General features: G+C 75.9%; 9 protein-coding genes and 1 pseudogene. 3 read left to right on the top strand and 7 right to left on the bottom strand.

Features of this window, described 5'->3' with window-relative positions:
* The 6 genes and pseudogenes from ACFC0B_RS31705 to ACFC0B_RS31680 form a co-directional block, all read right to left on the bottom strand.
* Nucleotides 1-1,095 (bottom strand): annotated as a pseudogene (locus ACFC0B_RS31705) (hypothetical protein); the annotation flags it as partial.
* A 90-nt stretch (nt 1,096-1,185) separates the two neighbouring features.
* Entirely contained in the window at nt 1,186-2,187 is a 1,002-nt protein-coding gene (locus ACFC0B_RS31700) for an SMI1/KNR4 family protein (RefSeq protein WP_376093610.1), read from the bottom strand.
* A 146-nt stretch (nt 2,188-2,333) separates the two neighbouring features.
* Nucleotides 2,334-3,449 (bottom strand): DegT/DnrJ/EryC1/StrS family aminotransferase, encoded by a 1,116-nt coding sequence (locus tag ACFC0B_RS31695; protein WP_376093607.1) that lies wholly within the window; start codon nt 3,447-3,449, stop codon nt 2,334-2,336.
* Nucleotides 3,450-3,511: 62 nt separating this feature from the next.
* Complete coding sequence (locus tag ACFC0B_RS31690) at nt 3,512-4,660, bottom strand: DegT/DnrJ/EryC1/StrS family aminotransferase (RefSeq protein ID WP_376093604.1); 1,149 nt, start codon at nt 4,658-4,660, stop codon at nt 3,512-3,514.
* A 20-nt stretch (nt 4,661-4,680) separates the two neighbouring features.
* Nucleotides 4,681-5,691: an NAD-dependent epimerase/dehydratase family protein gene (locus ACFC0B_RS31685; protein WP_376093601.1), complete on the bottom strand. Its 1,011-nt coding sequence runs from the start codon at nt 5,689-5,691 to the stop codon at nt 4,681-4,683.
* Nucleotides 5,688-6,851 carry a Gfo/Idh/MocA family protein gene (locus ACFC0B_RS31680; protein WP_376093598.1) on the bottom strand — a complete coding sequence of 388 codons (1,164 nt, stop codon included), beginning with the start codon at nt 6,849-6,851 and terminating at the stop codon, nt 5,688-5,690. The genes ACFC0B_RS31685 and ACFC0B_RS31680 overlap by 4 nt, the downstream gene beginning before the upstream one ends.
* Nucleotides 6,852-7,237: 386 nt before the next feature.
* On the opposite strand from ACFC0B_RS31680, the gene ACFC0B_RS31675 reads away from it, so the two are divergent.
* Both ACFC0B_RS31675 and ACFC0B_RS31670 read left to right on the top strand, forming a co-directional pair.
* On the top strand, nt 7,238-7,702 hold the full coding sequence (locus tag ACFC0B_RS31675; protein WP_376093595.1) for a YwqJ-related putative deaminase: 465 nt from the start codon (nt 7,238-7,240) through the stop codon (nt 7,700-7,702).
* Between the two features lie 128 nt (nt 7,703-7,830).
* Nucleotides 7,831-8,322: an SUKH-3 domain-containing protein gene (locus tag ACFC0B_RS31670; RefSeq protein WP_376093634.1), complete on the top strand. Its 492-nt coding sequence runs from the start codon at nt 7,831-7,833 to the stop codon at nt 8,320-8,322.
* 20 nt (nt 8,323-8,342) lie between these two features.
* Here the strand turns inward: ACFC0B_RS31670 and ACFC0B_RS31665 are convergent, their stop codons facing one another.
* Nucleotides 8,343-9,614, bottom strand: coding sequence for a sensor histidine kinase (locus ACFC0B_RS31665; RefSeq protein ID WP_376093592.1), 1,272 nt, complete (start codon nt 9,612-9,614; stop codon nt 8,343-8,345).
* A 263-nt stretch (nt 9,615-9,877) separates the two neighbouring features.
* On the opposite strand from ACFC0B_RS31665, the gene ppc reads away from it, so the two are divergent.
* Complete coding sequence (gene ppc, locus ACFC0B_RS31660) at nt 9,878-12,724, top strand: phosphoenolpyruvate carboxylase (protein WP_376093589.1); 2,847 nt, start codon at nt 9,878-9,880, stop codon at nt 12,722-12,724.
* Nucleotides 12,725-12,730: the final 6 nt, after the last annotated feature.

Raw genomic sequence — 12,730 nt, 5'->3', positions numbered from 1 at the left:
GTCCGCGGGCGGCGGGCCGGCCGGCGGCGGCACCGGGGCAGCGGGCGCGCCGGGCAGGCCCGCCAGGCCGGGCGGGCCGTCCGGCGAGGCCAGCATGGTCGGGGCGTGCTCGACGGACCCGCCGGGCGGCGGGACGGGCGTCCCGGGCACGGGCGTACCCGGGCCGCCGGGCAGGCCCGCCAGGCCGGGCGGGCCGTCCGGCGGCGCCAGCAGCGTCGGGGCGGGCTCCGCGGCCGCGGGCGGCGGCGGGAGCACGGGCGTGCCGGGCGCGCCCGGCAGGCCGTCCGGCGGGGCGAGCACCGTCGGCGCGGGCGTGCCCGGGACGCCCGCCGCGGCGGGCGAACCCGTCGGCCGCGGCAGGCCCTCGGGCAGCAGGACGGTGGCAGCCTCGGACCCGGCCCGCGGCTCGCCGGGCAGCCCGGCGCCGTTGGTGCGCAGCCCCTCCGGCATCAGCACGGTCGCCGCCTCGGCGTCGGCGCGCGGCGCGGGCGGACCGGCCGGCTCGTCGCGGCCGGGCGGCGGGGCGAGCATGGTCGGCGCGTCCCCGGCGGGCCGCTCGGAGACCGGCGGCGTGGTCAGGACGGCGGGCGCGGGCGTGTCCCCGTACTCCGCCGCGACCGGCGGCGCGGCGACCGGCGGGGCGGCCGGAGTGACCGGCGCGGCGACCGGCGCGACCGGCGGCGCCGCGGCGGGCGCCGTCCCCAGCCGCTCCGCCTCCGCGGCGAGCGCCGCGTCACCGGCCTCCTGCAGCCACTGCGGCGGGCTCAGCAGGAAGGACGTCGCCTCGACCGGCCCCGGCGCGGGCCGCGCCGCCCCGGCCGGGTTGGCCGCGACCGGCCGCCCGTAGGCCTCCTCGTACTGCCGGACCACCTCGTTGACGGGCAGCGCGGGCCAGAGCGTGCTCGCGCCGGAGTCCCGGGCGATCACCAGCCGGGCCTCCCCCTCGGCGGCGGCCGTCCCGCCGCCGGGCTGCACCGCCCAGCAGACGAAGCCCAGGTCGAACTCCCGGACCCGCACCTCGCGCTGCCGCTCCTGCGGCACCCCGCCGTTGATCCACTCCTCGGCGAGCTCATGCGCCTGCGCGTACGTCACCACGCCCGGTTCACCCCTGTTCCCGTCGTCCTCGCTCGTTCCACACCCCGGCCGACCGCCCGGGCCGCTGCCCGGACCACCGCGCGGGCCACGTCAGCCCACCGGAACGGCGCGCGCGAAGTCGCCGTCCACCATCAGCCCGGCGACCGTCTCCAGCTCCGCCGGGCTCCCCGCCAGCCGCAGCAGGAAGGCGTCGAAGTCCTCCCCGCAGGGCAGCAGCAGCCGTTCGACCCGGTCCTCGGCCGCCTCGGGCGCCCCGGTGTCGCGGGCGTCGTCGTAGAGGCAGAACCAGACCGACCCGGCCCGCTCGCCGCGCACCTTCAGCGCCACGATGCCGCCCTGGGCGTAGGCGATGCCGAGGTAGTCCTTGGTGAGGTGGTCGCGCAGGCACTTGTTGGCGTAGACGACGTCCTGGGTGCCGTACTCCTCGGTGAGCGTCAGGAACGGCTGGTCGAGCAGCAGCCCGAGCTCCGGGTCGAGGGCCACCCCGACCGGGGCGCGGCCCCCGCCGAGCTTGAGGAAGGTGCGGTAGGCGCCGGGCAGCCGGTAGCCCAGCCGCTCCTCGGCCCGCTGCACGAGGTCCTCGGAGACGGCGAGCGGGTCGCCGCCGTCCCTGGCGAGCGAGAAGTGCACCGGCCGGCGCTCCTGCAGCGGCCGGGTGCCGCGGCGCGCGTGGTCGGCGGAGGACACGGCCAGGCCGCCGTGGTGCCGCAGCAGCGCCTTGACCTCGACCGGGACCAGCTCCATCCGCCGCCAGCCGGGCGCGGCGCCGCCCACCGCGTGGTGCCAGGTCCAGCCCGGCGGGGTGGCGACGGCGGTCTCCAGGTCGGCCCAGAGCGGGTGGCCCTGGGTGAACAGCGCGGCGTTGGCCGAGACGTAGTCGGTCAGCCGCAGCTCGTCGACGCCGAAACCGGACGGCGGGTCGGCGACCTCGGCGGCCGCGGCGGCGTACGGGCCGAAGTCCGGGTAGCCGTACTCGTCCACCCGGACCCCGGCGGGGTGCCGCTCCGCGCGGACCGGGTCCGGGAACTGCACCACCTGACCTGCGTACGCCGCGTTCGGTGCGGCGGCGACGCCGGGCCGACCTGTCGTCATCTGGGAGCCCCCACTGGCTGCTGCGTGTTCTCCGTTGCGCTTGTCGGCAACCAGCGTAGGGGGTGCGCCCGCGACCCGGTCCCCCGCCCGGCACGCCCGCGCGCGACCCGGGGCGACCGGTGCCGGGCCGGCGCGTGCCGCGCGGCTCAGGCCGCCAGTGCCTTGGCCAGCACCTCCACCACCCGCTCCTGCTGCGCGGCGGTGATCTGCGGGTACAGCGGCAGCGTCAGCAGCTCCCCGGCGGCCCGCTCGGCGACCGGGAACGCCCCCTCGCCGTGGCCGAGGTGGCGGAACGCCGGCTGCAGGTGGACCGGCACCGGGTAGTGCACGCCCGCGCCGATCCCGGCCGCGTTCAGCGCGGCCAGCAGGGCGTCCCGCCGCTCGCGGCCCGCACCGATCCGCACGGCGTACAGGTGCCGGACGTGCACGTTGCCGGGCGCGGTGCGCGGCACGGCCACCCCGTCCAGCCCGGCCAGCAGCCCGTCGTAGCGGGCGGCGGCGGCCCGCCGGGCCTCGTTCCAGGCGGGCAGCCGGCGCAGCTTGGCCCGCAGCACGACGGCCTGCAGCGCGTCCATCCGGGAGTTGAAGCCGAACCGCTCGTGCGCGTACTTGCGCGCCGAGCCGTGGTCGCCGATCAGCCGCACGGCGGCGGCCAGGCCGTCGTCGTCGGTGACGACGGCGCCCGCGTCCCCGTAGGCGCCGAGGTTCTTGCCGGGGTAGAAGCTGGTGGCCGCGATCCGGCCGTGCAGGGCCCGGCCGTCCTGCCGGGCGCCCTGGGACTGCGCGGCGTCCTCCACCACCGGACGACCGCCGGCCAGGTCGAGCAGCGCCGCCATCGGGGCGAGCTGGCCGCCCAGGTGGACGGGCAGCAGCGCGACGGCGTCCGCGAGCACCTCGGCGACCCGGGCCGGGTCGATCAGCAGGTGCTCGGGGTCGGCGTCGACGAGGACCGGGCGCAGACCGGCCCGCTGGACGGCCTCGGCGGTGGCGACGAAGGTGTTGGCGGGCAGCACCACGCCGCCGCCGGGCGGCAGGTCGAGGGCGCGCAGGGCCAGTTCGAGGGCGTCGGTGCCGTTGGCGGCGCCGACGCAGTGCCGGGCGCCGGAGAAGGCCGCGTACTCCTCCTCGAAGCCGGCCACCTCCGGCCCCTTGACGTAGCCGCCGCTCGCGAGCACCCGGTCGAAGCCGGCCCGGACCTCCGCCTCGATCTCGGCGTGCGCGGCCGCGAGGTCGACGAGCGGGACGGGCTGGTCGGTGGTCATCCTGTGGTCTCCCCTGGGCCGATCGATGGGCATGGCGGGTGGACGGACGGGCCGGGCGGGTGTCAGCCGAGCGCCGCCCGCAGCGCGGCCGCCACCCGGTCCTGCTGTTCCCCGGTCAGCGCGTGGAACAGCGGCAGGATCAGCGAACGCCGGGTGAGCAGCTCGGTGGCGGGCAGCGGCACCCGGGCGGCCCCCTTGTACGGCGCCTCCAGATGGGCGGCCATGATGCCCCGACGGGCCGCGACCCCGGCCTCGGCGAGCCTGGCCAGCAGCTCGGCCCGGTCCGGGGCACCGTCCGGCGGCAGCACCCAGCAGGACTGGTAGTTGGTGGTGCCGTGCTCCGGGTCGTCGACCATCCGCAGACCGGTGCCGGCCAGCAGCTCCCGGTAGCGGGCGGCGAGTTCGCGCCGCCGGGCGACCATCGCGGGCAGCTTGCGCAGCTGCACCAGGCCGACGGCGGCCTGGATGTCGGTCATCCGGTGGTTGAAGCCGATCTCGTCGTAGGTCTCCAGCAGGTTCGCGCCACCGGCCGAGGCGTGCCGGTCGGCCGCCGAGACGCTCATCCCGTGCTCGCGCAGCCGCCGCAGCCGGGCGGCGAGTTCGCCGTCCCGGCAGGTGACCATGCCGCCCTCGCCGGTGGTCAGCAGCTTGCGCGGGTGGAAGGAGTACGCGGCGAGGTCCGCGCCCGCGCCGGCCGGCCGGCCCCGGTACACCGAGCCGGCCCCGCAGGCGGCGTCCTCGACGACGGTGACGCCGCGCGGTGCGACGGCGGCCCGGATGCCGTCCAGGTCGACCGGCACCCCGCCCTGGTCGACCGCGATCACCGCCCTGGTCCGCCCGGTGAGCAGCGGCTCGACGGTGGCGGCGGTGAGGTTGCCGGTGGCCGGGTCGACGTCGGCGAAGACCGGCACCGCGCCGACGTAGGTGACGGCGTTGGCGGTGGCGATGAAGGACAGCGAGGGGACGACCACCTCGTCCCCCGGCCCGACGCCCGCGCCGATCAGCGCGAGGTGCAGCGCGGTGGTGCAGGAGGAGACCGCGACGGCGTGCTCGACGCCGAGGTGCTCGGCGAAGGCCCGCTCGAACGCGGCGACCCGGGGGCCCTGGGCCACCCAGCCCGAGCGGACCGCCTCGGCGGCGGCCTCGGCCTCCTCCTCGCCGAGCCAGGGCACCATGACCGGGATGGTGGGCAGGACGGGCGTGCTGGACACAGGTGCGCTCCGGAGGTGGCTCAGGCGTGGTCGGGGACGGGTGCGGGGCTGTCCTGCTCGCGCCACCAGGCGACCAGCCGACGCAGCCCCTCGTCGAGGCCCAGCTCGGGCTTCCAGCCGAGGTCGCGCTCGGCGGCGCCGATGTCCGCGAGCCGCCGGACCACGCCGCCCGCGGTGCCCCGGGCCGGCCCGTGCTCGACGCCCAGGTCGCCGCGGTCCATCGCGGTGAGCAACGCGTCGGCCAGGCCGCGCAGCGAGACCTCGCTCGCGCTGGCGATGTTGTAGACCCGGTCGGTGACGGGCGCGGCGGCGGCCAGCAGATTGGCCCGGGCGATGTCCTCGGTGTAGACGAAGTCCATCGTCTGGGCGCCGTCGCCGAAGATCAGCGGCGGCCGGCCGTCGGCTATCCGCTCCATCCAGCGGATGAACACCTCGGTGTACCGGCCGTGCACGTCCATCCGCGGCCCGTACACGTTGAAGTAGCGCAGCGCGACGTAGTCCAGGCCGGCCATGGCGTGGAAGGAGCGCAGCAGGCCCTCGTTGAAGACCTTGGCCGCCCCGTACAGGGTGTCGTTGTTGTACGGGTGGTGGTTCTCGGGGGTCGGGAAGACCTCGGCGAGGCCGTAGACGGAGGCGGTGGACGAGGCGACCACCTTGCCGACGCCCACCTCGGCGGCGGCCTCGACCACGTCGAAGGTGCCGTCCACCATGACCTCCAGGGCCAGCCTGGGCTCGCTGGCGCACTGGGTGATGCGGATCGCGGCCAGGTGGAAGAGCAGGTCGGTGCCCGGGTCGAGCAGCCGGCGCAGCAGGGCGCGGTCGCGGATGTCGCCCTCCACCACCCGCAGCTGTCCGGGGGCGGCGATCTCCTGGGCGTACCCGAGGTTGGCCGCCCGGCCGCGGACGAAGTTGTCGAGCACGACCACCTCGCGGGCGCCGGCCTCGATCAGCTGGTCGACCACGGTGGAGCCGATGGTACCGGCGCCTCCGGTGACCAGGCAGCGGGAGCCCTCGATCTGTACAGCGTTCACCGCGTGGCGGCCCTTTCCTGAGCTTCGGACAGTGCGGAGTCGAGGCCGATGCCCACCGGGACGGTGGCACCGCCGAGTTCGAGGCTGAGCGAGGCGGCCTCCAGCAGCTGGAGCACCCGCAGGCCGGCCCGGCCGTCGGTGAGCGGGGCGCGGCCCTCGGTGATGGCGGCCGCGAACTCGGCCATCACGTTGCGCAGCGCCTCCTGCTCGACCAGGGCGGGGGCGACCATCGAGCCGACCCGGTACGAGATGAGCGCCCGGTGGCGGATCGCGTCGGTCAGCTCGTCGGGCGGGGTGAGGTCCACGCCGCGGTCGTGGACCGCGAGCCGGGCCTGCGGGTTGAGGTCGTCCCAGACCAGGGTGCGCCGCGAGCCGCCGATCAGCGTGGTGCGGACCTTGGTCGGCGAGAGCCAGTTGACGTGGCAGTGCGCCAGCGCGCCGTTGCTCAGCCGGACGGTCAGGTACGCGACGCAGGCCCGGCCGGCGCCGATCGGGTCGGCGCCCTGGGCGGAGACGCCGACGGGCTCGACGCCCGGTGGCAGGACGAAGTCCAGGATGGACAGGTCGTGCGGGGCGAGGTCCCAGAGCACGTCGACGTCCGGCTGGACCAGCCCGAGGTTGATCCGCACCGAATCGAAGAACTGGACGTCGCCGATCTCCCCGCCGTGCACGAGTTCGCGGATCCGGCGCACCACCGGGGTGTAGCAGAAGGTGTGGTCGCACATCAGCACCAGCCCGCGCTCCTCGGCGAGCGCCACCAGCTCGGCGGCCTCCGCGGCGGAGGTGGTGATCGGCTTCTCCACCAGGACGTGCTTGCCGGCCTCCAGCGCGGCCCGGACCAGCCGGTAGTGCGCGGCGGCCGGGGTGGCCACCGCGACCGCGGCGACCCGTTCGTCGGCCAGCACCTCCTCGAACGAGGTGGTGGCGCGGACGGTGCTGTACTCGCCGAGCACCCGGCGGGACCTCGCCTCGTCCAGGTCGCAGAGCCAGTGCAGGCGCAGCGCCGGCGTCTGCTGCGCGTTGCGGACCAGGTTCGGCCCCCAGTAGCCGGCGCCGACCACCGCGATCCCGATCCGGTGCGCCGGCGCGGGCTGCGGCGGCGTGCCCGGTGTGGGCACGTGCTCACCCGGCGCCTCGTTGGCGGTTTCCGTCTCCGTCATCGCAAGACCCCCCTTGCTAGGCGTCAGGGCCCCCCGGCCCCGGCGGCCCCAACGGCCATGGCGAGCAGCGGCGTTGCCGTTTCCCCCGGAGACCCCCACCGGACCGGTCGACCCCTCGGCTCGCTGCTGGAACGCTACCGGCCACCGCGGCCACCCGGGGTCGGATTCGGGAAACCGGCGGACGATTCGTGATGATGCCGTGCGGATCCGGCCAACGTTGCGTGCTGGTCCGCCGGCCGGTTCCGCGCGCCGCACCCCGGATGTGCGGTTGTCAGTGTCGTTTGACAGGCTGGCCCCTGACAGCCGTGCCACACCGGGCCGGGCGGAAGGGCCGGGCGGGAGGCGGACGGACGGACGACCAGCGGGACGACGAGGAGGGCGGCGCCATGACCACCGGGGAACCGGCCGGACCGCCGGTGCTGCGCCACCTCCGCGACAGCCTGCTGCCCGCCGTCGCCGCCGCGCTCTCGCTGAAGGGCGGCGAGGTGCACACCCTGGCCGGCGACAAGGCGGACCGCCGCCCCGTCCTGCACCCGCTGGTCGGCGGCTTCCTCGACGCGCTGCCGCCGGAGCACCGCGAGCGCTTCACCGGCCGCTGCCCGGAGGCGGTCCTGCTCTCCCGGTACCTGACCACGGTCGACGGCCGCCGCTCCAAGCGCGCCGCCCGCAAGCCGATGAGCCTGCACGAGGCGCGCAAGGCGCTCAAGGGCGCCCGGCTGACCACCGTGCGGATCCGCGAGGAGCACGATCCCGCCCACGGCACCCACGCGCCGCCGTGCCGCTCCTGCGCGCCGCTGCTGGAGCACTTCACCGTCCAGAGCGTCGTGGTCGGCCCGGCCGCCGCCGGCTGACCGGTCCGCCGGGCGGCCGCTCCCGCGCCGGCCGCGCCGCGCACCGCCCGTCCCCCGTCCCCGAACCTCCGGAGCCCGTCCTGAATCCGCCCGCCCCCTCCTCCCCGGCCCCGCCCGGCGGTCCCGCGCTGCGGACCCGCCCGCGCTTTCCGGCCGACGTCGCCGCCGAACTCAAGGCGGCCGGCTGGCATCCCGGGCGCTGGCAGATCCGGCAGGCCGAGGAGTGGGCCGACGCCCTCGTCGGGTACGGCAGCCCGGCCGGCGTGCAGCACGCGGTGTTCCCGGCGGCGGTGGAGGCCTGGGCCGAGTTCGGCGGCCTCGCCTTCGACCTGGCCGGGCCCGGCCGGCAGCTGGCCCGCACGCCGTTCCTGATCGACCCGCTGTGCGGCCTGCACCAGCCGCGCACCCTGGCCGACCTGGGCCGCGCCCTGGACGTCCGGATCGCCCCGCTGGGCGAGGAGGCGTACGGGCAGGCGCTGCTGGCGATCGACGAGGAGGGCCGGGTCTACAGCCTGGACCACACCGGCGAGTGGTTCCTCGGCCACGGCGTCGACCAGGCGATCAGCGCGCTGGTCCTGGGCACCGCCCCGGAGAGGCTGCGCACCGCGGACGAGGTCTGACCGGCGCGCCCGGGAGGTCCTCAGACGAGCCGGTCCTGGCGGACCGCCAGCCGGGAGGGCAGCACCGCCTCGACCCGGAAGCCGCCGTCGCGCTCCGGCCCCGCCGAGAAGGTGCCGCCGAGCGCGACCACCCGCTCGCGCATCCCGACCAGCCCGTTGCCGCCGCTGGGCAGCGCGGCGGCGGCCCGATCGCCGTCGGGGCAGGCGTTCACCACGCTCACCCGCACGCCGTTCGGCGCGTAGGCGAGCAGCACCGACACCTGGGCGCCGCCGGCGTGCTTGTGCGCGTTGGTCAGCCCCTCCTGCACCACCCGGTAGGCGGTCTGCTCCGCCTCCCCGGTGAACTCCTGCCGGCTGCCGCTGACGGTCAGGGTGACGGCCATCCCGGCCGCCCGGGACTGGTCGACCAGCCGCGGCAGCCCGGTCAGCGAGTCCGGCTCCGACGTGTTCTCCTCGGACATCCGCAGCACGCCGAGGATCTCCCGCAGCTCGTTGAGCGCCTGCCGGCCGACCTCGCCCATCAGCTTGGCGCTCTGCGCCGCCTTCTCCGGGTCCTTGGCGACGATCCGCTCCAGCGCCCCGGCGTGCACCACCATCAGCGAGACCCGGTGCGCCACCACGTCGTGCATCTCCCGGGCGATCCGGGTGCGCTCCTCCAGCCGGGCCCGGCGGGCCCGCTCCCGGGCCTGCTCGGCCAGCAGGTCCAGTTCCGTCTCCAGGCCGTGCGCGCGGTCCTTGAGCGACTCGATCAGCCGCCGCCGGGCACCGACGTACAGGCCGGTCACCACCGGCGCCGCGGTCGCGCCGGCCGCCACCAGCAGCGACAGCACCAGCTGGCCCCAGAACGGCGGCTGCTCGACCACCGGCTCGCCGGGGTTGGACATCGACATCAGGATCACCCCCGCCGTCTCGGCGTAGGCGAGCGCGGAGAGCGCCACCACCCGCCGGCGTCGCGAGGGCCACTCCCAGGTCTCGGCCAGCGTGTACAGCGCGACCAGCAGCAGCACCATGCCGGGGACCGCGGGCATGACGAGCAGGGCCACCACCACCGGGACCGCCGGCCAGCGCCGCCGCACCACCAGGGTGGCACCGGCCATCGCGGCGAACGCCCCGATCCCGATCTCGGCCGCCGCGCTGAGGTGGACCCGGCCCCCGATGGACGAGATCGAACTGCCGGCGCACTCCAGCGCGGCCAGGGCGGCGAGCCCGGCGTCCAGGAGGGCGCTGCGCCGCCGCGGCCACCACAAGAACGACGACCGGTCCCGCGCGCGCTCCCCAGGCGACTTGCTCATGCCCCACAGACTACGGCGCGCCCCCGGCCCGTACCCACCGGGTCGTGCCGGAAACCCGCACACCACCCCAAGTGGTCCAGACCACATACGGTCCCGGGGCATGCCTGTCCGCCATCCGGCCACTTCGCGGACAGCGCCCCGACCGACACCTATGCTGGTCGCGTCGGACAGCGCGGTCCGCACGCGTCACACCCGCCACACGCGGGGCGGCCCTGTGACGATGAGCCGTTGCCGAACACCCCACCACCCCGAGGGAGCCAGCCGTGACCGCTCCGGTCCCCAGCCAGGCGGACAACCCGACCCCCGTGGTCGCCGACAACGCCGCATTGCGCGCGGACATCCGTCGCCTCGGCGACCTGCTCGGCGAGACCCTGGTCCGCCAGGAGGGTCCCCAGCTGCTCGGCCTGGTCGAACAGGTCCGGCTGCTCAGCCGCACCGACGGCGAGGCCACCGCCGAACTGCTCTCCGACATCGACCTGGAGACCGCCGCCAAGCTGGTGCGCGCCTTCTCCACCTACTTCCACCTCGCCAACGTCACCGAGCAGGTGCACCGCGGCCGCGAGTTCGCCACCCGCCGCACCCGCGAGGGCTCACTGCTCGCGCAGACCGCCGACCAGCTGGCCGACGCCGACCCCAAGCACCTCGGGGACACCCTGGCCCACCTGGCCGTCCGCCCGGTCTTCACCGCGCACCCGACCGAGGCCGCCCGCCGCAGCGTCCTCAACAAGCTGCGCCGGATCGGCGAGCTGCTGGACCGCGTCCACCGCGAGGAGATCGCCGCCGGCCTCTCCCAGGCCGACCCCGCGCGCACGCCCGACCGCCACCCGGCCGGCACCGCCGACCGGGCCGCGGAGCGGCGCACCTCCGCCCGCCGCCAGGCCGACCGCCGCCTCGCCGAGGTCATCGACCTGCTCTGGCAGACCGACGAGCTGCGCATCGCCCGCCCGGAGCCCACCGACGAGGCCCGCAACGCCGTCTACTACCTCGACGAGCTCTACCGCGACGCCGTCCCGCAGGTCCTGGAGGAGCTGCACGAGGAGCTCGCCCGGGTCGGCCTGGAGCTGCCCGACGGCGTGCGCCCGCTCACCTTCGGCACCTGGATCGGCGGCGACCGCGACGGCAACCCCAACGTCACCCCGCAGGTCACCTGGGACGTCCTCAACCTCCAGCACGAGTACGGCATCAAGGACGCCCTCGCCGCCATCGACGACCTGCGCAGCACCCTCTCCACCTCGGAGCGGCTGGCCGGCGCCTCCGTCGAACTGCTCGCCTCGCTCAACACCGACCTCCACCTGCTCCCCGAGCTGAGCCCGCGCTACAAGCGGATGAACGCCGAGGAGCCGTACCGCCTCAAGGCCACCTGCATCCGGCTCAAGCTGGAGAACACCCGCGAGCGCCTGGCCGGCGGCACCCCGCACGTCGAGGGCCGCGACTACCTCGGCACCCGCGAGCTGGTCGCCGACCTGCGGCTGATCCAGGACTCGCTGCGCTCCCACCGCGGCGAGCTGATCGCCGACGGCCGGCTCGCCCGCGCCATCCGCACCATCGAGGCCTTCGGCCTGCAGCTCGCCACCATGGACGTGCGCGAGCACGCCGAGGCCCACCACCACGCGCTCGGCCAGCTCTTCGACCGGCTCGGCGAGGAGGCCTGGCGCTACGCCGACATGCCCCGCGAGTACCGCCAGCGGCTGCTCGCCAAGGAGCTGCGCTCGCGCCGCCCGCTCGCCCCCACCCCGGCCCCGCTGGACGCCGCCGGCGCCAAGACCCTCGGCGTCTTCACCACCATCCGCGAGGGCTTCGAGCGGTTCGGCGACGAGATCGTCGAGTCGTACATCATCTCGATGTGCCAGGGCGCCGACGACGTCTTCGCCGCCACCGTGCTGGCCCGCGAGGCCGGCCTGATCGACCTGCACGCCGGGATCGCCAAGATCGGCATCGTGCCGCTGCTGGAGACCACCGACGAGCTTCAGCAGGCCGACCGGATCCTCGACGAGATGCTCTCCGACCCCTCCTACCGGCTGCTCGTCTCGCTGCGCGGCGACGTCCAGGAGGTCATGCTCGGCTACTCCGACTCCTCGAAGTTCGGCGGCATCACCACCTCCCAGTGGGAGATCCACCGCGCCCAGCGCCGGCTGCGCGACGTCGCCCACCGCTACGGCATCCGGCTGCGGCTCTTCCACGGCCGCGGCGGCACCGTCGGCCGCGGCGGCGGCCCCTCGCACGAGGCCATCCTGGCCCAGCCGTGGGGCACCCTGGAGGGCGAGATCAAGGTCACCGAGCAGGGCGAGGTCATCTCCGACAAGTACCTGCTGCCCTCGCTGGCCCGGGAGAACCTCGAACTGACCCTCTCCGCCACGCTGGCCGCCTCCGCGCTGCACACCGCCCCGCGCCAGGCCCCCGAGGAGCTGGCCCGCTGGGACGCCGCCATGGACCGGGTCTCCGAGGCCGCGCACACCTCCTACCGGGCCCTGGTCGAGCAGGACGACCTGCCGAAGTACTTCTTCGCCGCCACCCCGGTCGACCAGCTCGCCTCGCTGCACCTGGGCTCCCGCCCGTCCCGCCGCCCCGACTCCGGCGCCGGCCTGGACGGCCTGCGGGCCATCCCGTGGGTGTTCGGCTGGACCCAGTCCCGCCAGATCGTCCCCGGCTGGTACGGCGTCGGCGCCGGCCTGGCCGCCGCCCGCGAGGCGGGCCTGGGCGACGTGCTGGACGAGATGTACGGCCAGTGGCACTTCTTCCGCAACTTCCTGTCCAACGTCGCCATGACGCTGGCCAAGACCGACCTGCGGATCGCCCGCCACTACGTCGAGCAGCTGGTGCCCGCGGAACTGCACCACGTCTTCGAGCAGATCCAGGCCGAGCACGACCTCACCCTGCGCGAGGTGCTCCGCCTCACCGGGGAGAACGAGCTGCTGGAGCACAACCCGGTGCTCAAGCAGACCTTCGCGGTCCGCGACGCCTACCTCGACCCGATCTCCTACCTGCAGGTCGCGCTGCTGCGCCGGCAGCGCGAGGAGGTCGCCACCGGCCGCCCCGAGGACCCGCTGCGGGCCCGGGCGCTGCTGCTGACCGTCAACGGCATCGCCGCCGGCCTGCGCAACACCGGCTGACCGGCG

It is taken from the genome of Kitasatospora sp. NPDC056184 (genome assembly GCF_042268405.1).
Lineage (GTDB): Bacteria > Actinomycetota > Actinomycetes > Streptomycetales > Streptomycetaceae > Kitasatospora.
Note: the sequence above shows the minus strand (reverse complement) of the source record. Positions and strands in the feature narration are given on the sequence as shown.